General features: G+C 56.1%; 23 protein-coding genes. 17 read left to right on the top strand and 6 right to left on the bottom strand.

Translation table 11 applies throughout. The features are described 5' to 3' along the window. Positions 1-31: 31 nt before the first annotated feature. The 3 genes from CEE69_RS07720 to CEE69_RS07710 all read left to right on the top strand — a co-directional run bounded on the left by CEE69_RS07720 (position 32) and on the right by CEE69_RS07710 (position 3067). Positions 32-1456, top strand: a complete 1425-nt coding sequence (locus tag CEE69_RS07720) for a S41 family peptidase (protein WP_099260124.1) — start codon at positions 32-34, stop codon at positions 1454-1456. Between the two features lie 331 nt (positions 1457-1787). Beyond that, the gene (locus CEE69_RS07715; RefSeq protein WP_099260123.1) at positions 1788-2168 is read left to right on the top strand and encodes a heavy-metal-associated domain-containing protein; all 381 of its coding nucleotides are present in this window, start codon (positions 1788-1790) and stop codon (positions 2166-2168) included. Positions 2169-2194: 26 nt separating this feature from the next. Continuing rightward, positions 2195-3067, top strand: coding sequence for a sirohydrochlorin chelatase (locus CEE69_RS07710; RefSeq protein WP_099260122.1), 873 nt, complete (start codon positions 2195-2197; stop codon positions 3065-3067). Between the two features lie 54 nt (positions 3068-3121). Here CEE69_RS07710 and CEE69_RS07705 read toward each other — a convergent pair whose 3' ends face one another. Then, positions 3122-3673, bottom strand: coding sequence for a hypothetical protein (locus tag CEE69_RS07705; protein ID WP_099260121.1), 552 nt, complete (start codon positions 3671-3673; stop codon positions 3122-3124). A 1901-nt stretch (positions 3674-5574) separates the two neighbouring features. On the opposite strand from CEE69_RS07705, the gene CEE69_RS07690 reads away from it, so the two are divergent. From CEE69_RS07690 to pepT, 14 genes are all read left to right on the top strand, one after another. Continuing rightward, on the top strand, positions 5575-5832 hold the full coding sequence (locus CEE69_RS07690; RefSeq protein WP_099260120.1) for a hypothetical protein: 258 nt from the start codon (positions 5575-5577) through the stop codon (positions 5830-5832). A gap of 202 nt (positions 5833-6034) precedes the next feature. Next, on the top strand, positions 6035-6421 hold the full coding sequence (locus tag CEE69_RS07685) for an Imm1 family immunity protein (protein ID WP_099260119.1): 387 nt from the start codon (positions 6035-6037) through the stop codon (positions 6419-6421). A 166-nt stretch (positions 6422-6587) separates the two neighbouring features. Continuing rightward, entirely contained in the window at positions 6588-7190 is a 603-nt protein-coding gene (locus tag CEE69_RS07680) for an HAD family hydrolase (protein ID WP_099260118.1), read from the top strand. A gap of 612 nt (positions 7191-7802) precedes the next feature. Beyond that, a complete protein-coding gene (locus CEE69_RS07675; RefSeq protein WP_047813372.1) occupies positions 7803-7988 on the top strand; it encodes a hypothetical protein in 186 nt (61 codons plus the stop codon). Then, a complete protein-coding gene (locus tag CEE69_RS07670) occupies positions 7948-8271 on the top strand; it encodes a type II toxin-antitoxin system RelE/ParE family toxin (RefSeq protein ID WP_233214986.1) in 324 nt (107 codons plus the stop codon). The genes CEE69_RS07675 and CEE69_RS07670 overlap by 41 nt, the downstream gene beginning before the upstream one ends. Positions 8272-8429: 158 nt before the next feature. Then, positions 8430-8867 carry a hypothetical protein gene (locus tag CEE69_RS07665; RefSeq protein WP_099260117.1) on the top strand — a complete coding sequence of 146 codons (438 nt, stop codon included), beginning with the start codon at positions 8430-8432 and terminating at the stop codon, positions 8865-8867. 325 nt (positions 8868-9192) lie between these two features. Continuing rightward, entirely contained in the window at positions 9193-9642 is a 450-nt protein-coding gene (locus tag CEE69_RS07660) for a nucleotidyltransferase (RefSeq protein ID WP_008673937.1), read from the top strand. 180 nt (positions 9643-9822) lie between these two features. After that, positions 9823-10209 (top strand): VOC family protein, encoded by a 387-nt coding sequence (locus tag CEE69_RS07650; RefSeq protein WP_099260115.1) that lies wholly within the window; start codon positions 9823-9825, stop codon positions 10207-10209. Between the two features lie 214 nt (positions 10210-10423). Further along, the gene (locus CEE69_RS07645) at positions 10424-10828 is read left to right on the top strand and encodes a hypothetical protein (protein ID WP_099260180.1); all 405 of its coding nucleotides are present in this window, start codon (positions 10424-10426) and stop codon (positions 10826-10828) included. 443 nt (positions 10829-11271) lie between these two features. After that, on the top strand, positions 11272-11661 hold the full coding sequence (locus CEE69_RS33095; RefSeq protein ID WP_158230982.1) for a DUF4291 family protein: 390 nt from the start codon (positions 11272-11274) through the stop codon (positions 11659-11661). 226 nt (positions 11662-11887) lie between these two features. Beyond that, positions 11888-12895: a sugar phosphate isomerase/epimerase family protein gene (locus CEE69_RS07635; protein WP_099260179.1), complete on the top strand. Its 1008-nt coding sequence runs from the start codon at positions 11888-11890 to the stop codon at positions 12893-12895. A gap of 152 nt (positions 12896-13047) precedes the next feature. Continuing rightward, on the top strand, positions 13048-13725 hold the full coding sequence (locus tag CEE69_RS07630; protein ID WP_099260113.1) for a DUF3299 domain-containing protein: 678 nt from the start codon (positions 13048-13050) through the stop codon (positions 13723-13725). 155 nt (positions 13726-13880) lie between these two features. Further along, entirely contained in the window at positions 13881-14513 is a 633-nt protein-coding gene (locus tag CEE69_RS07625) for a DUF3299 domain-containing protein (protein ID WP_099260178.1), read from the top strand. Beyond that, a complete protein-coding gene (pepT, locus tag CEE69_RS07620) occupies positions 14510-15748 on the top strand; it encodes a peptidase T (protein WP_099260112.1) in 1239 nt (412 codons plus the stop codon). The genes CEE69_RS07625 and pepT overlap by 4 nt, the downstream gene beginning before the upstream one ends. A 23-nt stretch (positions 15749-15771) precedes the next feature. Here the strand turns inward: pepT and CEE69_RS07615 are convergent, their stop codons facing one another. The 5 genes from CEE69_RS07615 to CEE69_RS07595 all read right to left on the bottom strand — a co-directional run bounded on the left by CEE69_RS07615 (position 15772) and on the right by CEE69_RS07595 (position 23266). Then, the gene (locus CEE69_RS07615) at positions 15772-16758 is read right to left on the bottom strand and encodes an alpha/beta hydrolase (protein ID WP_099260111.1); all 987 of its coding nucleotides are present in this window, start codon (positions 16756-16758) and stop codon (positions 15772-15774) included. A 130-nt stretch (positions 16759-16888) separates the two neighbouring features. Then, the gene (locus CEE69_RS07610; RefSeq protein ID WP_099260110.1) at positions 16889-18958 is read right to left on the bottom strand and encodes a trypsin-like peptidase domain-containing protein; all 2070 of its coding nucleotides are present in this window, start codon (positions 18956-18958) and stop codon (positions 16889-16891) included. Continuing rightward, positions 18955-20034 (bottom strand): S1C family serine protease, encoded by a 1080-nt coding sequence (locus CEE69_RS07605; protein ID WP_099260109.1) that lies wholly within the window; start codon positions 20032-20034, stop codon positions 18955-18957. Before CEE69_RS07605 ends, CEE69_RS07610 begins: the two co-directional genes overlap by 4 nt. After that, a complete protein-coding gene (locus CEE69_RS07600) occupies positions 20031-21950 on the bottom strand; it encodes a S1C family serine protease (RefSeq protein WP_199169817.1) in 1920 nt (639 codons plus the stop codon). Before CEE69_RS07600 ends, CEE69_RS07605 begins: the two co-directional genes overlap by 4 nt. 71 nt (positions 21951-22021) lie before the next feature. Continuing rightward, positions 22022-23266, bottom strand: a complete 1245-nt coding sequence (locus tag CEE69_RS07595; protein WP_099260108.1) for a hypothetical protein — start codon at positions 23264-23266, stop codon at positions 22022-22024. Positions 23267-23438 lie beyond the last annotated feature (172 nt).

Genomic DNA, 23438 nt, shown 5'->3' with positions numbered 1-23438 from the left:
TTCTCGCTCATCTCCGCAATCTGACGCCGCCATGCTCCCGCGAAACCTGACGCTGCTTTTGTCCGTGCTGGTCATTTCATTCGCGTGTTATGCCATCTACTTGCGCTCGCGCACCGCGATGATGGTCGGCGAAGCGCTCGAAATGATCGATCGTTACTACGTCGAGCCTGTCGATCGACGCACCCTGCTGACTTCCGCGATGGCGGGTATGACATCGTCGCTGGATCAACACAGCGAATACATTCCTCCGGTCAGCTACCAAGCGTTCCAGGACACGATCCAACAGGAATTCGCTGGCATCGGGATCTATGTCGATCAACCCGTCGAAGGCGAACCGGTCCGAGTGATCACGCCGCTGGTTGGTTCCCCTGCTCTGCGTGCCGGCTTGATGCCCGGCGATTCAATTTTGGAAGTGGACCGAGAATACGTTGGCGACATGGACATTCGGTCTGTTAGCGAACGGCTGCGAGGTCCGATCGCGACCACGGTGGAATTGTTGGTCCAGCGAGGCGATGAGAAAATCGATGTGAAGGTCCAGCGGGACACGATTCAGTTGGAATCAGTGATCGGCGATTATCGCAATGGTGGCAACGAGTGGGTTTATCGGCTGAAACAACATCCTGACATTGTCTATGTGCGGATGACCAGCTTTGGCGACAAAACGGTGAGTGAACTGCGCTCCGTGCTGGGGCGTCTGATGCCGAAGTCCGATGTATCAGGGGTGGTGTTGGACTTGAGAGGTAACGGTGGCGGGCTGCTCAATGCTGCCGTGGATGTTTGCGATATGTTTCTGAGTTCCGGAAAAATCGTCAGCACGAAGACTCGCGGCGGCGTGATCGAAGACGAAGTTTCAGCAACTGCGGGAACTTTGGTGCCACCGGATTTGCCGGTCGCGATTCTGATCGACGAACATTCGGCCAGTGCCAGCGAGATTGTCGCAGCGGCACTGCAAGACCACGGCCGAGCGACGATCGTAGGTACGCGAAGCTATGGCAAAGGAACCGTCCAAAACATCTTGCCCTTGGAATATGGACGCAGTGCACTCCGTCTCACGGTGGCCAAGTACTACCGTCCAAGTGACCGAAACATTCACCGTGGCGTCGATGACACTGAAGAGGACGTTTGGGGTGTCAGTCCCGATCCAGGCATGGACGTGAAAATCGCCGAAGAAGATCTCCGCCAACTGGCTCGTTTTTGGGAAGAAGCCTCTTACCCGTCGCTCAAAAATCGCGACTTGTTGGATTCCCAATTGAAGCTGGTTGATTCGGATCAAGAATCGGACGCGGACACGGAACCAGACGCTTCCTCGTTGGAGGAATCGGAAGCGTCCGGTGATGAAGCTCCCGCAGCCAAACAAACACCGGCCGAATCAGCTTGGGAATTGGACGCGCCATTGCGAACCGCTGTGGAAGCCATTCGAACGGCAAACGAGGACGTACCAAGCGTTGCCGCCTGAGCTGGTGAGACGTCCATTGTCGCATTTCGTTGTTGATTTCACGCTAGATTCGGCGTGAAATTGACTCAGGGCGAACCATTTGGAGAGGTTCGGAATATCAGCCGGAGTGCGTTGGCACCGGTTTCTGCGTCACAACCGGGCCGAACGGCCATCGGCTAATCAGTGGTGTTTCATTCAGTGAATTGCCCTGGGAAGTTCACCCCTTTGTTTTGGCGGTTGTGATTCGGAGTTCTGCATTGGTAAACTGAACATCCGGTCTGAGGCGGCTCATTCGCGTCACCCCGCCACAGATAGACCCTCCAGAATTTTCCCTCCTGAACTGAGTTCACCGATGAAATCGATCGTTTACGTTGTCGCTGCCTTGGCTGCCGTTGGAATCATGGTCGCCATCTCCGCGACTCCTGACAAAGCACCCGAAGTTGAAGCCGCTCCTGCATCCGCTGTCGTTGCCACGCCAGAAGTGATGGCGGAAGCTGGCACGATGACGTTGGAAGTTCCTGAAATGCACTGCCAATTCGCGTGCTTCCCGCGTGTTCAAGAAACGTTGGAAAAGAGCGACGCGGTCAGCGAAGTTGCTTTGGTTGATCAGCCCGATCCAAACGCGTTGACCGTCAAGAAAGTCGTCGTGAAGTACGATGCCGGATTCGACGTCACTTCCGCTTTGGCCGCATTGCAAAAAGAAGGGTTCAGCTCGGCCCAAAAGGTTCAGTAATCGGTTTCGCCGGAGAGAGTGGCTCGATGGGCGATTCCCACGGAATTCTGCTGATCGGCCACGGTACGCGTGATCAACGCGGGACCGACGAATTCTTTGAACTCGGTGATCGACTGGCATCTTACTTGGCTGGTCGTTCGATCGTTCAACCTTGCCTGCTCGAGTTTCAGTCGCCAACCATCGACGAAGGTTGGCGACGTTTGCTCGACGCCGGTGCGGAACGAATCACCGTTTCGCCTCTGTTGTTGTTCGCCGCTGGGCATGCGAAGTCGGACATTCCCGATGCCGTCGAAGCCGTCGCTCGTCAGACGAACACGCTTGACCGGATTGCGGGTTACAGCCGTCCCATTTCTCGCCAGTCCCGCATGGTCGAATTGGTTCGCGAGCGATTGATTGAGTCGATCGAATCCGTCGCCACCGATCACCGATCCCTCGGAGCGTCCGGCCTCGCGGCCATTCCCACCGCCGTGGTGATGGTTGGCCGCGGAAGCTTGGATCCATGTGCTTCGTCGGACATGAGATTGCTCACCGAAGTTGCCGTTCGCGGACGCATGTTTCCGTCGTCTAATTCGCAAGCGAATGCACCTTCCATCGCGGATCTTCATGGGATCGATCGAGCTGGCTTGGTGACCACGTTCTACGCGATGGCACAACCACGATTGCCGGACACGCTCGAACAAATTGCTTCGACTGGTCAGTTCGGGCGAATCATTGTGCAGCCGCACTTGTTGTTCTCGGGACGGCTGTATGACGCGATCGTTCGTCAAGCAAAAGAAGCGGCGACCAAATTCGGCGAGGTTGAATTTGTCGTCTCGCGGTACTTGGGACCCAATCCCAAAGTGGCCGCGGCCATCGCCGAACGAATTGATTCCCTGCAATCCGAAAGAGTCGGCGGTTAGCACCCGAATCCTTCGGGGCATCGTGAACGTCGTCGTTTCTGTCCAGCGTTGTAATCAGTCAGGAAGCTTGCGGCGGAAATTGGGACGTTTGGCCTTGGGCAACTCAGCCTGATGTTCTTCCTGGTGCCGACGACGCTCGACCGGAGTCGCGTAGTACATCAGATAGGTGTCGTTGTCTTCCAGGCATCGCCATTCCAAGCACTTGCCCGGGGCGTCGACTTTCTTCTCGCAAGCGGGAAGGATGTCGCGGTAAATCACCCGGTACAGCTCACGATCGGACAAGTGATCGGTGAAGGTCAGCTTGATGTTCTGGGAGTGCAGTTGCTCGATGGTCCGCTGCAGTTCAACCGCCAATCCCGTGTCATCCAGCGATTCTGGGGCGGGGATTTGCAGCGGTGGATCGAACCATTGTGCAATCGCGAGCGCAGGTGCTCGTTCCCAGGCGAGGATCGACGCCAGGTATTCGTTCTCTTTTTGAAGCGGCATGCTTCGCGTGGTCGGATCGTCGATGGAATCATCTCGATATGGTTCCAGCTCGTCTCGCAGGCGAGCGTTGGTGAGAATCAAATCCACCTCGTCGATCATCGGCTGACTCGTTTCACTCATGTCCTGATACCCTTCGTCCTCTAGCAAAATCGCGTGACCGGGGCCCGTACCCCGCACTCCGTTTGATTCGTGTCGGCGCGACTCGCGGCGACACTCCCAAGCTATCCAGGCCAGCTCGCCGCTCAATCTAGAATTGAGTCAAAACGACGAACTCGGCAGATTTTTGCTCGCTCGCGTGTGTCTTGATCGATACGAACGTCACGATTTACCACGTTTCACGCCTTCTGGGGGTTCGCGAGTTCAAACCGCGAGCACACCAAGAGGGCACGGTGGCATCTTGAGCCTGAATGGCTCCGGAGGAGTCCGCGTCGATAGCTCGGGGTGGAAACCCCGAGACCAGCACAACCCCACCCAATCAGCCTACGACCGTTAGGCCCGGTTCCATCCGAAGCATCATCTTCGTAGCGGAATAGCGCAAGCCATCCGGTAACCCACTCACCGGGCGGCTCGCGCCACTCCGCTAGCAATTCAACAATCGCGAAATCCCATTCGCTCTGGGTTTCACCCGGTACCTCGCGGCATGCGTTGATCCGAAAAGTGGCTTCAATGCGAGACCTTCACGGCATGCGTTTCCAAACTTTTGTGCTGGAGCAACCCATGTCACGTTCCGTGGTCGCCGATTCCCCGCGTCTTTACAGCAATGGTCAACCTTGGCGAAATGCTCGCGGTCGCAACGCCCCGCGGCAGGCCCACCAATCAGCCGACGGCCGTTAGGCCCGGTTCCGTCCGAAACATCAACTACATAGCGAAACGACGCAAACCATCCGGTAACCCACTCACCGGGCGGCTTGCGCCACTCCGCTAACAATTCACCAATCGCGAAATCCCATTTGCTCTGGGTTTCACCCGGTATCTCGCGGCATTCGTTGACCCGAAAATTGGAACCAATGCGAGACCTTCGCGTTTCTCGAACGGGGTGATTTGATAGGCGTCATCATCGGAAGTCAGCGTCACGTTGTCAGCTTTGCGAACCGGCCTGGACAAACTCTGTTTGTTGCGGTGCACGGTCGGCCTGGTGTCGCCGCGAAAGTCGAAGCGATTGCCTTCCCTCCGCGCAGCGAGAGCGATTGGAGTCGCCTAAATTCTTCTCGCAGGTGCAACAAGAGGTTGCCAAGCGGCTGCTGCGAATCAGCGACGCGGTACATTCTCGGACGATCAAGACCTACGCCATTCGCAAAATTGAGTTGGGTTCTACCCCGCAGGACGTTCGTCTTGTCTGCCACCGGGGACGTTGTGGTTGACGACTGATTTCAGGAGCGAAAGCACCGTTCTATCGCATCCGCGGACTAGGCTTGCAAGAATGAAGCCCCGTCTCCATCTCCCCGCCCGGTCGCTCGATGGTGCATACCGAGCCCCCTTCAGCTAAAATCCACACCCGTTCTCCCCGATTTCCAAGCATAGACGACACCCTGTCGTCCAGAACCCCGTTGTGCGGCCCAGGCAATCGGTTGCATCTGTGTTGATCGGTGTTCATCCGCGACTCTCCTCTGTGCTCTCTGTGTCCTCTGTGGTTCAACCGATCGCTGGCAAATGCAATGGTCGCGCGAGACGCACCCATACGTTCGAACGTCCTGCTTCGCCGATGGGTGCGCGTCGTGCGACTAACGCCATTGTCAAATGACATCGCCTCGGATGCAAGCGTTTTTGCATCACTCCGCGACCTCCGCAATTCCGCTTTCTCCGCGTTTCAAGCTCTTTGCAAGCATTCGATGTCATCGTCTCGCCGCGTGGCCCCATCGTCACTGCCGCACAACATGGTTTTTACGCTAGGCCTTCGGCACACCTTCCTTGGTTGGTCACGCGGGCTGGCGTTGGTACAATCTTTCGTAGTTCAAACATCGCTCGCTTCGTTCAGGGCGGTGTCGTAAAAACCTTCCGTTGTGGGGACGAGAGGCGTCCTAATGCCTGACTGGCTCAGAATCGCTTGGTTCATCGTTTCCGCTGTTTGGCTCGCCGGTGCAATTGGCCTGTTCTCTTGGGGCGTCGTCTCTTCGTGGGTCTGGCGTCGCAACAACCCAGAGCCTCTCGACCCACCCGAATACGAAATCGTGCATGATGGATCAAACCCCGTCGCGGGATGCTTGGCTTGCCTCATGTGGCCGCTGATGATTCCAATGGCGTTATACGAATGGCTGCGTTACGGGAATCGTTCACCGTAATGCACTTCGGCTCGCACGTCGTTTGAAAGGGACGCCTCGCTGGCGATTCACCGTCCCACAACATGGTTTTTACGCTAGGCCTGCGGCACACCTTCCAACTTTGTCAACGCGGGCTGGCTTTGGTACAATTTCCGTAATTCAGGCATCGTTCGCTTCGTTCAGGGCGGTGTCGTAAAAACCTTCCGTTAGCGGACGCTAGTCGATGAAGATTGACGATCTTTCTGGATCGGCCGAGACTGACGACGCAGCGCAGATCGCGAATCGTCTACGCACCATCCGCGTTGACCGCTACGGCGCGTTTCACATCTCCGGCGATCGCGATCTGCCCTACATCTCCGCCCATTTCAACGGCGACATTGCGTACATTCACTATTTCACTGCCGATGATCACCCGGGTTTTCACCCAACCGACATGGCTCCTCCGGGATGCCCCGATGATGTTCACTTCCTCAACACCGATGGCTCTGAGGCGGGCGCAATCGACATGCCCGCCTCTACTCTGGTGGACGCCGAAACGGCAATTCACGCGATCCTTGAGTTCGCCGCCACTGGTGACATGCCGCAATCAATTCAGTGGTTCGAGCTATAAACCACTGGCCCGCGTCCGCTAACATGGTTTTTACGCTAGGCCTTCGGCACACCTTCCTTGGTTGGTCGCGCGGGCTGGCGTTGGTACAATTTCTCGTAGTTCAGACATCGTTCGCTTCGTTCAGGGCGGTGTCGTAAAAACCTTCCGTTGTGTGTCATAGGCTCGAATGATTGACGCCATAATCTTTGACCTGTTCGGCACGCTTATTCATCTTCCACGCGACACGAATCCATATCTCCAGCTCTGTCGCGCAATTGGTGATTCAAGCCGTTTACGCGAATCACTCGTTGTGGATGCTCCGACATTGGCGGACTTTTGCGATCATCTTGGCGTTTCACATCCTCCGAACCTGCCTGACATCCAACGCGACCTTGATGCGAACATCGACCGCGCCGAGACTTTCCCCGAATCGTTGGCTGCGCTCCAAACACTTCGTGAACGCGGTTTACGCGTGGCTTTGATCTCCAACCTCGCGTCGCCGTATAAACGCGCCGTTGTCCGACTCGACCTCGAATCGTACTTTGACACCATTCTGTATTCCTGCGACATCGGAATCGCGAAACCTGACCCTGATATCTACCGCGATGCCCTCACGAAACTCAACGCGACTGCCGAATCAACGCTGATGGTCGGCGACAGCCAGCGATCAGACGTGGATGGGCCGATGGCGGTCGGCATTCGTGGGTTTCTGATCGACCGAAGTGGACAATCTTCTGGCGATTCGGTCTTGCGGGCGTTAACTGATGTCACGTCCTATCTGGGTTCATGACACACAACATGGTTTTTACGCTAGGCCTTCGGCACACCGCTGTCGTTTGTTCAAGCCGCCCTCTGGTGGTAGAATCTTTCGCAGTTCAGGCATCGCTCGCTTCGTTTAGGGCGGTGTCGTAAAAACCTTCCGTTGTGCGGCCCAGACAATCGGTTGCATCTGTGTTGATCGGTGTGCATCCGTGGCTCACCTCAGTGCTCTCTGTGTCCTCTGTGGTTCAACCGATCGCTGGCAAATGCAATGGTCGCGCGAGACGCACCCATACGTTCGAACGTCCTGCTTCGCGGATGGGTGTGCGTCGTGCGACTAACGCCATTGTCAAATGACATCGCCTCGGATGCAAGTGTTTTTGCATCACTCCGCGACCTCCGCAATTCCGCTTTCTCCGCGTTTCAAGCTTTTTGCAAGCGTTCGATGCCATCTTCTCGTCGCGTGTACCCATCGTCAGTGCCGCACAACATGGTTTTTACGCTAGGCCTGCGGCACACCTTCCGCGTTTGGCCACGCGGGCTGGCCTTGGTACAATTCTTTGTAGTTCAGACATTGCTCGCTTCGTTTAGGGCGGTGTCGTAAAAACCTACCGTTAGGCGACCTACCCGCAAGGAAACTCAAATGTCCACCGTTAAACAGGCGATGGCGGACCTCATCGCACAACAACCCGACGACAGTAGCTACGACGAGATCCTACGCGAACTTGCGTATGCCCGAATGGTTGACCGAGGTCTGGCAGATTCCGACGCTGGTAACGTCATCTCCGATGACGAAGTCAAGCAGAGGATCGAATCGTGGCAGAAATAGTCTGGACCCACGAATCGGCTACTTGGCTCGAGAAGATCACGAACATATCGCAGAGGACAATCCGACCGCCGCATTGGATGTTGCGCGTGGAATATACGCGAAGATTCAATTGTTGCGAACGTTCCCTCGATTGGGCGGACGCTACATGCCGATTGCAGACCGTGAAGTTCGCGAGATTCTTTACGGACACTACCGAATACCATACCTCGTCGCCAGCGAAGACCGTGTTGAGATACTCGGGATTTTTCACGGTGCAATGAAGATTGAGGACTATCTCCAGTAACCGGTCGCCTAACATGGTTTTTACGCCAGGCCTTCGGCACTCCGTGGCTTTTTGGCAACGGGCGCCGGCATCGGTACAATTTCTTGTGATTCAAACTCCACCGCTTCGTTTGGGGCGGTGTCGTAAAAACCTTCCGTTAGCGGACCCTAGCTTTCCCCATGGACGACGACGAACTCCTCGAAATCGCGTCCAAGCTTGAATCCGCTTCTGACAACGTGGCTGCACACTCTCAGCTCTCCGCTGGCAAGCCGTGGCTGTGGCTCACCGGCAATCGTGACGCCCTCCTTCGTTTTGCCGCTGCTTTCGTCCGCGCTGCTGCCGCGCCGATCCCGGACGACGAATGTCGCGCGGAACCGTCTATCCTTGAACATCGCCAGATCAATGACGCCAAAACGGACTACACACTTGGCGCGGCGCAACGGATTGATGAATTCCCAGAAAACCCGGATGTCATCGCGGCGCGTAAGCGTCGCGTTTGGGACAACGATGGCTGCGCATTGATGGGTTGCGGCGTCGTCGGCTTCATAATCATCTCGCTGCTGATCTCCGGCGTCACATTCTGGTGGCATCTACTGGCGGGCACACCGTTACGGTAGCTCATCGGGTCCGCTAACATGGTTTTTACGCTAGGCCTTCGGCACACCGCTGTCGTTTGTTCAAGCCTCGATCTGGAGGTACAATTTCCGTAGTTCAGGCATCGCTTGCTTCGTTTAGGGCGGAGTCGTAAAAACCTTCCGTTGTCGGACCTCAGTCAAAGGAAACGCATGACCTCTCTCCCACCGATGGACCGTTCAGTTGCAAAACTCACGACGCTCGATCAGCAGGGGCTCGATTCCGGGGTTCCCGATGCTACACCGGCCGAACGATTGCTAATGGTGTGGCCTCTGACTTTAACCGCATGGGAATTCAAGGAACCAAACGTTGTTCAATCCCGACTTCAAAGACATGTTGCTCGCGTTGTCCGACGCGAAAATTGATTTCCTACTTGTTGGTGCTTACGCTGTCGCTGCCCATGGCCATCCACGTGCAACCGGCGACCTCGATCTTTGGGTTCGTCCCGACGCTGAAACTGCGCCAAAAGTATATCGTGTTCTCGCCGAATTTGGCGCACCATTACATGACCTAACCGTTGATGACCTGGCAACGCCCGGGATGGTCTTTCAAATTGGTGTTGAACCTTCTCGGATTGACATACTGACTGCTATCTCTGGCGTAGCTTTTGATGATGCATGGGAGAACAAGCTGCACCTTGAACTGGATGATATCAAACTGAATGTCATTGGGCGCGATGATCTGATCGTCAACAAACGGGCCTGCGGACGTCCTAAAGATATCGCGGATGCCGAGACCCTTGATCCAAGCGATTCCTAACGCGTCGGTCCGGCAACATGGTTTTTACGCTGAGGCCCTTCGGGCACACCTTGGCTCTTTGGCAACGGGCCATGACCTTGGTACAATTTCTCGTAGTTCAGGCATCGCGTGCTTTGTTTAGGGCGGTGTCGTAAAAACCTTTCGTTGTGGGACGCAGGTTCCTCAGATAGCAGACCAGTCATGCCCGAACCGTCATTTCAGTCAGCGTCACCCTACAAGGATGACGTTCTCGCTTTGCCCGTCACCGATCTAGATGCTGCGTCAGATTGGTACTGCAAACACTTCGGCATGACCGAGATTGAGCGCCGAGACGCGCCGAATCCTGCCGTCATACTTGAACGCGATAATGTCCGAATGGGTTTCGCGATCAATGGTGGTGACCCATCCCAAGAGGGCGCTGCGATTCGCGTCAATGACATCAACGGAATCAAGGGCCAAATCGAATCTAATGGGATGGACGTCGCAAACACGCGCGTTGACGAACGCGACGGCGAGAAGTTCAATGTGTTCTTTGTCGTCGCGCCGGACGGGCTGTGTTTTTACTTTAATGAACCGATTGCTGGATGACCAATTCAGCGTGCCGCTTGCGAGTTAACCGAGATGGATACCGTTAACGCGGGGCAGCGTCCCACAACATGGTTGTTACGCTAGGCCTTCGGCACACCTTCCAACTTTGTCAACGCGGGCTGGACTTGGTACAATTTCCGGTAGTTCTGACATCGCTCGCTTCACTTATGGCGGTGTCGCAAAAACCTGCCGTTGGTCGACGCAGGGCATTCGATTGGCTGACGAAACTCCCTCTTTACCACCGCGATGCGAATCCGACGCTGAGTGTCTGGCGAAGGCTGCTGGCACCGCCGTGGGATCTCTCGTGGTTGCGTTTGCCTTGATGTTCTTGCTTCACCGTGGTGTCGGATTGATGGGCCGAGACGCGCGTCCGGCCGCTTTTTTGGGTTTCGCGTTGCTCTACTTGCTTTGGCCACTCTTTTCGCTGATGCCGCCCCGACCATATTTGTTCGGGATGGTGGCGTTCCCGTTGTTCGGAATTTGGCTTGGCATGACCTACACAGGTGACATGGGTGCTGAGTCTTACATGTTTGCCGCGCAACCGCCGTGCTTCGGTGGTTTGATCGGAGCCGTCGGCACCGCTTGGGTCGCCGTTCATCGTGCAGTGAAGGGTTGGTGACGACGCAAACGCTGGCCAACATGGTTTTACACCAAAGCTTCGGCAAACCTTGATTTGTGGATCAAGGATCAAGCGGCGCCGGCGTATCATCCGCTGCTCTGACGGGCAATAGTGCCCCTTCTACATGCGTCGAAATGTCATTGACGACTCACTCGACAAGCCGAAACGGGAGGGGGCGGAAAGCGAGCGTTCAGCGAACTTCCCGGGGGAGTGCAATTCACGCTGTGATCCATGTCCGGCCTTCACCCTCTCGCACGCCTGAGCGGCGGCGCTCGACCGGGTATGTCGCTCTCCCAAAACTTCGTTTCGGGAGAGGTGCACCATGTGAAAATCCGCCAAGAAGCAGTCTGGGAAGACTGCACGACCTCCTGACGTGTACGTTCTCGATGTTTGCGAATCCGATGGCTACCTTCGCCTGCTCGAGCTCAATCCAGGAGGTTGTTTTGGCAATTCGTATCAAGCGATCGGCCTTTGATTTGATTCTTTCAAAGGCAGTTCACTCCACATATGAGCCCGATCTGTATGAGCCCCGTACCGATTGGCAGCAGCGTGTTGCCGATTCAGATGTCCGTTTGCAATGGGATCCCGACCATGCTCCCAACGGTGACAAAATGGATCGTCGTGCGGTCCAACTTGGGTTGCGAGGTGAGGCACTTCGGCAGTTCGCGTGCGATTGGATCGTCGAGATCGATGACATTTCCGATTTCGTTCGCGAGCAGAGTGAAAACAGCGACAACTTACGCTACGACAAGTTGATCATGCCGAGTGAACGTGTGTATCCGGTGTCGTGTGGCGAGACCGCTTTGAAGCTGAGGCTTGATCACACTAATTAGGTCGTCCGACACCGTGTTTGGGCGGGCGTATTCGATTCATGTTTCTGAGGGTTCAACGCGGGCGGAGGTAGCCTGATTTGAAGATGGTTCCGATGGAGGTTTGGTTTGAGTTCGGCAGGGTTCACTTCTGTCTGCATCGTCGGTCGCTACAATGCTGGGGCTCCATGTTGGAGACGGTTTGGCGGGCCATCACGTTCTCATTGATCGAAGCACCAAGGAATTTGCTATGAGCGTTGAAACGAATCCGAGACTTACCGGCCGCGATGGGACAGCTTCATCGGTGCGGGGATCGCGTCGAGCTTGGATGGCAGGCGTTGCTGGGGCGATGGGAGCGTTGGCATGCGCGAATGGAGTGGCTCTGGCTCAGGACGAAACGCGTGAAAAAGAAGCTGCTCGTTCTCGGACCCCGAATCCGATCGCGGTTTCGACCTATTCGTATTGGCGGTATCGCGATGACAGCAAGCTTTCCATCGAGGAGTGCGTGGACTTGGCTGCGGACGCTGGGTTCGATGCGGTCGAAGTTTTGCACGTCCAAATGACCGACGAGTCCAATGGCACGTTGCAGCGAATCAAGCAGCGGGCGTTTCGTCGTGGTTTGAGTTTGTGCGGGATGTCGACTCATCAATCCTTTGTTTCTCCGGATCCTGCGGAACGTCAGAAGAATGTCGATCACACGATCCACTGCATTGAGTTGGCGTATGCGATGGGAATCCCAACGATTCGGGTGAACACCGGTCGTTGGGGAACGTCGGGCAGCTTCGATGAGCTGATGGCAAACAAGGGGATTGAGCCGACTTTAGAAGGGCACACCGACGAGGAAGGGTTTGGCTGGGTACGGGAAGGATTTGAGAAATGTTTGCCGGTCGCGGAAAAGTGCGGTGTGGTGATGGGGTTGGAGAATCACTGGGGGCTAGGCCGCACCGCGGAAGGCGTTCTGCGAGTCATCGGCGAAGTGGACTCGCCCTGGTTGCGGGCGACGCTGGACACCGGCAATTTCCTCGAAAATCAGTACGAGCAGTACAAACAGCTGGCCCCCGAGGCAGTGTTTGTGCAGGCCAAAACGTATTTTGGCGGTGGGACTTGGTACACGCTGGACATCGATTACGACCGGGTGGCCGAAACCCTGCGGGCGGTGGATTATCGCGGCTACATCAGCCTGGAATTTGAGGGCAGCGAGGCGCATGAAACGGCGATTCCGAAGAGCCTGGCGATGTTGAGAAAAGCGTTTGCCTAGCGGGTGCGGTGCACCATGGTTTGAGGTTAAATTCACCGCTGAACCGACCAGCATTCTGGCTCGTATCACCCGGGGATTACTCCATTTCCGTGTGAGATGGTTGGTGGTCGTTTCGATTTGATTTGTCTTCTCACGATTGGTTGTATTCAGTTATGTCCGCTGAAGTTCAGTTTTCAGGGGCCGCAGACGCTGCTGAGTTTCCCTACAAAGCGATCAACCGCGGTGCCATTGCGTCGCTGGTGTTCTTGTGTTTGTCGCTGCCCGGATTGATGCCAACCTTTTCGCCAATGCTGATCCTGACGGTGCCTGGCATTTTGGCCGGGGTGATCGCTTTGCGGGCGATCAGTCGGTTCCCGGACGAGTACAGCGGCTCAGGAGTGGCAAAGTTGGGTTTGGCTGGCTGCCTTCTGTTGCTGGTCGGTGGATTGGGGTTTCACACGTACACGTATCTGACCGAGGTTCCCGAGGGGTACGAACGCGTTGCGTTTTACAAGTTGCAGTCGGAGCCCAATGGTCCGGACCAACCCACCCCGGATGCGCTGACGATCGACGGAGAAGCCATTTTTTTGAAGGGGTACATCCACCCCAGCAGCGGCAGCGGAATGCTGCGTCAGTTCGTTTTGGTGCCTGACCTTGGCACGTGTTGCTTTGGCGGAGATCCCCGCAGCAGCGACATGATTGAAGTGACCTTGCCACCCGGTGAAGCCGTGCGTGCTGGACTGACCAAACGCAAACTGGCCGGAACATTCAAGGTCAATCGCGTCCCGCAGAGCAAAGACGACTTTGAAAACGCAATGTTCTACAAAATGCGAGTCGACCAGTACAAATAGACTGGTTGGCGGACGGTGGGGCTGCGACGCGGAGGGCGTGTCGTTTGCGTGCTGACGCCGATTGCGATTTGGTGTTGTGGGAGTCGCGGCAGACATTGGTACGATGGGTGCACGACGTTGCGGGCGAACGGTACAGCAATTTTCTTCCACGAACGATGGATGCTCGTCAGATGAAACTGAATTCGCGAATTTTTTGGACGGTGATGGCGGGATGCCTCGCCGTTGGATCCGTCCTTCCGGCTTCGTCTTTTGCTGATGACACCCAGACCCAGAAGGAACGGACCGCGACGGCTCGATCAATCATCGAGCAACGCCGGGCTGCGATGCGTGGTGACGCCGCCGGACGTGAAAAGGTCGAGGTGCGGAAGAGCAGCCAAGCGGACCTGGCCAAAGGCGATATCACGTTTGACGATTTGACCTTTGATATCGAAAAGGGCGAAGTTTTCGACGAAAAGAAGTTGACCAAGGAACTGAAGTTTCTGAATGGTCGCAAGGTGCGTTTGCGCGGTTATATGTTGCCGAGCACGTTGTACAAAGAAACCGACATCGATCAGTTTGTGCTGGTGCGAGATAACCAGGAATGCTGTTTCGGACCCGGTGCGGCTTTGTTCGATTGTGTGATGATTGAGATGCAACCGGGACGAACCACAGATTTTGTTCCGCGACCGGTCATGGTCGAAGGTAAGTTCGTCTTGGATACTGAGAAGTATCAATACCCCGGTGGCGAGGGCCCCGATGGTGCATCCCACATGGCCGTGTTTCGAATCGAGGGACTTCGCGTCCGATGATCAACCAAGACCGATTGCTGCAACGATTTCTCCGATACGTCCGACTGAACACTGCCGCCGACCCGCAGTCACAAGCTTACCCCAGTACGGAAAGCCAACGCGAATTGGGTCGGATGTTGGCGGATGAATTGATGCAGATGGGACTGGCTGATGTGGTCCTGGATGAACACGCGGTTGTGACAGCGACCGTTCCTGCCACGATCGACGGGCAAGCACCGACGGTTGCTCTCGTTGCTCACATGGACACTTCGCCCGAAGCGCCGAGTGAGTCGGTCAATCCTCAAGTTGTTGAGTCGTACTCCGGCGGTGACATCCAGCTTCCGAGTGGAAACGCGATCACGGTTGCCGGATGCCCTGATTTGGAAAAGATGGTCGGGCACACCTTGGTCACCACCGACGGATCGACGTTGTTGGGTGGCGATGACAAGGCCGGGGTGGCCATCATTATGGAACTCGCGGAGACGTTGATCGAGAACCCCCACCTACCTCACGGCCCGGTTCGTGTCGTGATGACTTGCGACGAAGAAATCGGACGCGGCACGGACAAGTTGGATCTGCAAGAGCTCGATGCAACGGTGGCTTACACCATCGACGGTGGGGGCCAAGGCATCATTGACGTCGAGACTTTTTCCGCTGACGCGATGACGTTGATCTTTCAAGGACACAATATTCACCCTGCGATCGCGAAAGATCGGATGGTGAATTCGTTGCGGGCGGCGTCCGATTTTGCGGCTTCATTGCCGCGAGAATCGGAGACTCCCGAGACCACTGATGGCCGCGATGGATTCATCCACCTGCACGACATTGTCGGCGGTGTGGGGCAAACGCGTGTGGAACTGATTTTGCGATCCTTCGATAGCGACCAGTTGTCGGTCTATGCCGACAAAGTTCGCGAGTTGGCTGAGAAAGCCACCGCGGCTTGGCCTGGGATGCAGTTGCAGTGTGATGTGCGACGGCAATACCGAAACCTGGCGGATGGATTGGCCAAGTTGCCCGAGTCGATATCGCTCGCCGAGCAAGCGTTTGAGAATTTGGGGTTGCCTTGCCAAACAGCCATTGTGCGAGGCGGCACCGACGGCAGTCAATTGACCGAGAAAGGATTGCCGACGCCGAACTTGTCCAGTGGTCAGCACAACATCCACAGCGTCCTCGAATTCGCGAGCCTGGATGAGATGGTCAGCTCCGCCAATCATTTGGTTGAGTTGTTGAAGCTGTGGAGCGAGAAACGCGTTTGACCCCGCAAAGCAAACGCTGGGATTCAGTGGTCCTTCAGGAACTCGATCGTCCAGTCTTGCACGTCGGGTTCTTCCATTAGGAATGAGTGCAGCACTGGGACTTGGTGAACCGTTTGAGCTCCATCCAGTTGAGCTTCTTCTAGGCTGACCACAAAGTCGCCCTCGCCATCCACCAGTGGATTCGCGATTGGTGTCGCGACTTTGCCTGCGACGATTGCGAATGGGAACGGTGGTGTCGCGAGGTTTGATTCGACGTCGGACCATCGTGTTCCAAGTTCCATTGCACCGGGGCCGGCAACCAGTCCGAAGACGCCGGTCGGGGCGAGTCGCCGAGCGATTGCGGCACCTTGATTAGGCGGCCCGAGCATGACCATTGATTTCATTCGAGGCAGCAAGCCGTGTGGGTCACCGTCGGCTTGCAGATCGCCGATCAAATGTCGAGTGATGATGTTGCCCATGCTATGGCCGACGAAGGCGAACTCAGCGTCGGGCGATTGGTGCTCGAGGACCTCACGCAGTGCCGCGGCAGATTCAGCCAGTGACCCGCGAGTGCTGGCGTAACCAAACCGTATGGTTTGATCGAAGCCTTCGGTGTGGAGTTTGGTCTCCAGTGATTTCATGCAGTTGTCGGTCCGCATCAAACCGTGCAGCAGGACGACGACTGGGCGATCGCCGGGCGATGCGATTTCTGGCTGCAGTTCGTTGAGGGCTTCATCGACATCCGCTCGGCTTCCCCAAGCCCGGCGGATGTTGTTGGGATCCAGAAGTCGCCAATGCTTCGTCACCGCATTCTGCTGAATTCGATAGCCGTTTCGGTGGTCGTGATCCGTCCACAGTTGAGCCCCGCCGAGCGTCGGCAAGGGAACGTTGATGTTCTGGGCCATGGTCGTGTTCTCGGAAGTTCCCAACCAAGTGTGGACGCCCCATGCGGGGGCGAGTGAAACGGCGGCAATCAAAGCATACCGGCGAAAGGTTTTGAGCCGACGACCATGGATTCGAAAGAAGTTCATGGGACTGTTTCAGCGTTCGCGAAGCGGGATTGTGGAGAGTGTTCTCTGATTTTCTGGGGATATCCCACCAGAGCCCAACGATCGATGCTCGCTTCGCGAAAAGTAGTGGTTGGCGAACTTTCTTTTTTGATCACATGGCGAGCAGCGATTGAGTCCATTGAAGGCAGAGGTCGCGATTGAGCGTGAGGGTGGTCTGCAGCGGGCACCCGATTCGGCGAAGTGTCTCGGCCCAGAACGGCAATTCTGAATCGGGCGGGTTTGGGATCAAGACTCGAAGCAATCGCGGCGGTCCGTCTTTGCGAAGGCGAACCGCGGGCGGTTCGGTCTCGTTTGATATTGCCACGCCAGCAAACACGTTTGTTGTCGAGAGCGAGGCTCCCAGTGCCATCGAATCTGCGGGGTTAGCTTTTTCATTCATCGTGAATGCTCCTCCACCGATCAGTGAGACCGCGGATGGCAAAGCACCGGATCGTTTGAGTGATGCCGCTGTCAGCTTGGTGATCGCGTCGATTTCGTTGGGACGCCATTGGTCGTCACCATCGCTGCAGATGACGCACACCGCGACGTGACGTTCACGGGCCAGGTCTTTCCATGGGCCCAGGATCGCGGATGGATCGCGGTCTTTGGGAGGCGCCAGAACAATCGCCAGTGCCAATGGCGACGACGGCGTTTCGTCGGGATCTGTTTCTGCCGCGAGTTCTGATTTGGGGAACCAGATCGCTGCTTCGTTGGTGATGTCAGGCAGTTGTAGCTCTTCGACGTTCCATGCGTCTGCGGCCAATGGAGCGGGTGTCTTGAAAGATTGGATGCGATCCAGCGGCCCGTCGAGCGTTAGCGGGTCGATCGAGACGGTTTGAGTTTCGCCATCGCGTTCGATTATTAGTTCCATCGCGATTTCGGGATCGGATGCCCAAAGTCGCTGCCGAAGTGCATTGGTGTCAAGGATGGGGGCACCGTCGAGTTCGATCAAACGGTCGTTGATCTTCAGGATGCCGTCGGCGGGCGATTGATTCCAAACGTTTTGGACGATGACTGAAACCGATGGTTTCGATTTGTCTTCGGTAGAGTCGTCAGCCGTCTTTTCTTCCATTTCATCGGCTGCGATCACGCCGATGAATTGCGGCTGAAGCGGCGGGATCGTGGCGATCATCGTCGCCGTGGAGGACATTCGCTTTCCATCGCGTTCGTACTCAATTTCGACTTCGTTGCCAGCGTCGTACCGACCCAACGCGAGTTTGATTTCCTGTCGTCGCGTGACGTTTTGGCCGCCGATTGTTTTCAGTTCATCGCCGACTTTCAGGCCGGCTTTGTCAGCAGGCGAACGTTTTCGAACGACACTCAGTTCGGTTCCATCGGCGTACGGATCGCTGCCGGCGACGACAAAGCCGAGCAAGCCTTGTTGGATGTTTTCGCCACGACGCAGTTGGTCCAGCTTTTGAGCGATGATCGGACTGGGGACCGCGAAAGCGATTCCGGAGTCGTACCATGCGGTCGACTCTTCGGCGCCGCCCTCACCCACCGCGGGAATCACGATGCCACGGAAGCGACCTTTCAGATCGACCAAAGGACCACCGTAAAACGCGGGTGAGATCCTGGCATCGGTTTGGATTGCGGTTCCGTCGAGGCGACCGATTGCAGAGAGAATTCCAGTGCTGACCATTGGAGTGTTGATCTCTCCGTACCGGGCCACTGCGACCACGGTTTCTCCGACTGTATCGGTCGTTTGGTCGGTGCTCGGGAATTCGATCGGTTGCCATGTCTCGTCGCCGGACGCGATTTTCAAAAGGACAAGGTCTCGGTGTTCGTCTTTGGCAACGACTTCCGCGGGATACCGTTTGCCGCTCGGGGCGTTGACGATGATGCTGGCTGAATCACCACCGGTCACCCAAGAGGACGTCAGCACGTGGCCCTGTTCGTCGATCACCACTCCCGAGGTCGGCGCGTCTTGCCGCACCTCACCATCGGCTTGCATCACGCCGATGACTTCGATGGTCACGACGGAGGGCAATGCTCTTTGGGCGACATGGCGAACCGCTTTTGCCAGAATGCTTTGATAGCGAGCGGGCGTGGGATCTTCAGCGATGGAAGTGGATGCCATGCCAAGGAGCAACGCGAACGATAACAACGCTTTGACGGGACTGAGCAAGCGATGGAATCGCATGGAGCGAGGCGGGTTTGCCAAAGGAAGTTCGCGAATCATGGGCGTAGTACCAAGTCTAGAATTTCGTTGTCTCGTTGGACCACCAAGGCGACTTGGTCGCGCCGGTCGATTCGTCTCAGCAAATCGCGAAAAGCACGTTGGTGCGAGACGCGGCGACCGTTGACGAGCACAATCAAATCATCGGGCCGAAGGTCCACACGGTCCGCGGCCGATTCTTTTTCAATGAAGTCGATGTAGGCCGGTGTGTTCTCGAGCACATCCGGAATCAACCCAATGCCAAGGCTGGTTGGTGAGTGGGATTTTTCGCGAGGCAGAACGGGGTTGGATTCATCGGGAAGTGTCGTCTTGCGGCCCGCGATGATGTCGCCGATGGGTTGGCGGAGCACGTCGGCGGGGATCGCGTAATTCAGCCAAACGCCGGTCTTTCGATCGCGAAGCTCTTTGCCAAGCATTCCAAGGAATTCGCCTTCGGGATTGATCAAGGCTCCGCCGGCGGCACCGGGGTTATTGGCAACCAAGTCGAGCAGCAGGACTTCACCGCGATAGGGTGTTTGAAAGGTCCCGCGGCGGGCGTCGAGTTTTGTTTTCGCAGCGACTCGTCCTTGCATCACGCTGGCGGGTTCGTTGCCCGTCGCGATGCCGAACAGGTTGCTGACAGCGAGAACAGGATCTCCCCAGGAAATCGAATTCGTTTCAGGGATTGGAAAGAACGACAGGTCATCCGCTTCGATCTTCAGAACCGCAAGTTCGAGGGCGGGTTCAAAGCCGACAATCTTGGATTCGAATCGGCGTCCGTCGTGAAGAATGACGACTGGGTCAACGTCCAGCACGTAGCTCCAAGCCGTCGCGATGTGGCCAGCAGGAGAAACGAGAAAACCACTTTGATAGGCTTCCAGTCCAGACAGTCCACCGGCACCGTAGACCTTGACCATCTTCGGTTGGGCTTGGTCGGAAGGTCGCGCCATCGACGGTTGAGCCGACAAACTATTCGGTGTGAGACATGCGAGGATTGACCACGCGATGCACCCTAGGAGGATTTTCAACCACGACGAAGTGCCAAGATCGGCATGACGCGGTCGAAAGTTCTCTTGTTCGAGGTTTGGTGTACGGCTCATGATGCATCTCCATTGATCGGAGCGTCGGGAGCTTGTGGTTGGCCGGCTTGCTCGACAGACCAATCATCGATTTGCAGGTTCAGGACTGTCGTCGTTCCGTAGCGAAGCTGCATCGTCGATGGGATTCCGCCGTTGTCTGTTCCGAACCAAAGTTCGGCGGGATCGGTGTCGGTGCCGGCGATGGATTCGATCACTTCCAGGCGTTCCGATTCGGGATGATGCAAGAAGCGGGTTTCGAGATCAGAATGGATTCCGATCACAGTGTCGCGAAGCGGGCGTTTGCCGGACAACGGCATCGTGCCCCAGTAGTAGGTGTCACCAAATTGCTTGGGGCCGATCGCCAGCATTCGTTGGAGTGCGCTCAAGCATGCAAGGATGCCAGCGTCACGTTGTTCATCAACCACGCGAAGCAGTTCATCTCCACGCGACAAACGTTCCACGTCATTCCCGATTTTGAATTCGAACTGCCCCTCACCGATGGTTAATTGGAACTCGCTTGGCTGTTGATTGTCGGCAACTGGAATCGCTGTGCCGTTGATTTTCCAAACGGAATCATCTGTGGTTGCTTCTTCGAACTGCCGGCGAAGTCGCTCGATGAACTTCGTTTGTTGCAGTTGGTTGTAGTAGTAATTCGCGTAGCCTTCTCGCACTTCGATTTGATTGACGGCGATCTCGGGAACTGGTTCGCCGGCCGCGTCTTTCATCGCTTTCTTTGAGTTGTCCGGCTGAGACTGCTCGGGTTCATCCGGCGATGATTTAGCATTCGAATCTTCGGGTGATTCAGGGGACGCATCATCTGATTCAGGTGATGCCGGTGGCTTGGGCGGCGCGGGGGGAGGTGGCGGCAAAGCCGACTTCATTTTCTCGAGTAATTCGGATCCGCGATGAACGCTGGCCAAACGAACCAAGGTCTCAACGCTGGTTCCCTCTTGCCGATACGTGATCGGGATTCGCCAAGAGGACGGGAACGTCGCAAGGATGTTCTGGACATCGTTGGCGGTTTGGATGACTTGGCCATCGATCTCTAGTATCTCGTCGCCATACCTGAGTCCGCGGCGATAGGCATCGCTGGAGCTGAGAATGTTGGTGACCCGGACGCTGCCGTCTTCGTCCGTACCAACGGTGGCACCCAGCGTGGCATGGTCAACGACTCGACCACTGTGCAGACATCCGAGGAAGTTTTGAGCTTGGTCACCCGAGATCGCGTAGCCAACTCCCACGTTGACTCGCCCGCGTTTTTCAAATGAGGCTCGGCCGATGATTCCAATCAAGTCACCGTCGTTGTCGTACAAGGGTCCGCCGGAGTTGCCCGGGTTGATCGAGGCATCGGTTTGAAAGCAGTTTCCGTATTCCAACAGCGTGCCAGAAGGATACTGATATCGACGCACACCGCTGATGATTCCTGCGGTGACGGTCGGTTGAAGGTTGGTTGCCAGCAAGAACGGATTGCCGATCGCAAAGCACCAGTCGCCAACTTGGACCGAGCGACTGGGTACAAATTCGGCTGTGGAGAAGTCTTCTCGCCCTAGCAACTGAATCAATGCCAAGTCGCCAACTGGATCGATGCCGACCACCACGGCGTCATAAACTTTGCCGTCGCTGAGCCCGCAACGCATGTAGGTTCCCGCGGGACTGCTGACGTGAAAGTTGGTCAACGCGTAGCCGTCCTCGCTGATCAGGACACCGCTTCCGCCGCCTCCACCACCGGGAACGAACACCATGACCGTCGAAGGCATGGCTTTGGCAATGCCAGCGATTCGAGCGGATTCGAATTCTTCGATCCAACGTTGTTCGTCGGGCAAGAGTGATGACTCTTCTGCATCAACTTGGGTGGTCAACCACGCAACCGATGCAAGGAGAGCAAACGTCAAGCAACCGATTCGCACCAAGGCAGAACCGAGACATCGAGATGGCATGGCGAATCGTTTTTGTCTGTGTGAAGTCGTCAGTGCAGAAGGCATTCAAGCACGCCGAAGCGGCACGCGAACTATTTTAGCAAGCGGGCACCCAGCCACTCGACTCGATGTCCCAAGGCTTGGTCGATTGACCGTTTGGGTTTGGATGCATCTTCACCCGTTAGGGAGGTGCGAAGCGTAAGACGCCGCGCGTCTTCGAGTGGCAGAATCAGCCCGTGCGGTTTGCGGTCTTCGATGTCGAGTGTCCAGACGACGCGATTATCCATCAACACCGACAGCTTCAATGGAGTGAACTGGTCCACATCGGATGACATACGGACAGCGGCAACTAGCTTTTGATAACCATCGGGAACACGAACAACGTGATCGGACGACAGCATGGTCGTGAGGTTTTTGCCATTTGATTCCGTTGCAAACCAAGTCGATGCCAAGTCATCGCCGACAAGCGTGCTGAGGGCATCCGGTTGGTGCTGCTGGGCAACTTCCGCGTCGACAAGATAAAGGATTCCCCCGGAGAACTGGATTTCCAATAGCTGCGACACAGGAATGGAATGTGTGATGTCGTCGCCCAGATCCAGCTCTAGCGAGCGATCGGTTGGATTCCAATTCGCTTGCTCCGCCATCCACCGTGATCCACGTTGGTCTTTAATTTGAATCAGTTTCTCTGTTGGGCGATCGCCGGTGGTCGAGAAGATCACGCCTTCAAGCTTTTGCAATGGAGCATCGACGATGTTGCCACTGAGGTCGAAGGAAACGAAATCTCGCTTGATCTCAAGGATCGTGCCTTCGATCGGATCCAGGGCGTTGCCTTCCCGGCGGATGACCAAGCGGTCGCGACGCTGAGGTTCTTCCACCAGAGCGAGCCAGTCAGCGTCAGTCGCTGACGACGGGGCTCGGAATCGAATGGATTGAACGGAGCGGATGGACACCGTGAGGGGAGGTTGGCCCAAAGAGCGAACCAGCAAATTTTCGCCTTCCATGGAAGTCGCGGCGGAAGCCACTTCTGAGCCCCCGCGAAGGATGACGCGAGTCGGTGGGCTGGTTTGCTGAGATCCTTCGAATTGGATGCGTGCGATCTCGGTCAATTCCCACTGTTTGGACTGCCCATCGGCCAAAATCACGCTGAGAGACGAACCCGTCAGGTTGCTTAGCTGTCCTGATTGTGCGTCACCGTCGATGGTTTCGAACTGGATTTTGGGTCCCAATTCGCTGTTGTCGGAGGTGTCCTGGCCGGGACATTCCATTCCTGAAAAGACAACAACAAGAGTTGCGAAAAGGGCGATGGAGGGGATCTGGCTGCGGATCGAGCGTGTCATAGGAACCGGCTTGAGCGTAAAAATCCATTCGTCGAAGCGTCGCTGTGAGGTCCCTTACAGGATAACCGTCTTCCAGGCTGGGAAGCAGGGGAAACCATTGCTTTTGCGTTGAGGCGGTGTTTCTTTGTCCACTGTTTCGAGGCGAATTAGGCCATTGGTCTTCACTGGATCT

The organism is Rhodopirellula bahusiensis, from assembly GCF_002727185.1.
In the GTDB taxonomy this organism is placed as follows: domain Bacteria; phylum Planctomycetota; class Planctomycetia; order Pirellulales; family Pirellulaceae; genus Rhodopirellula; species Rhodopirellula bahusiensis.
Note: the sequence above shows the minus strand (reverse complement) of the source record. Positions and strands in the feature narration are given on the sequence as shown.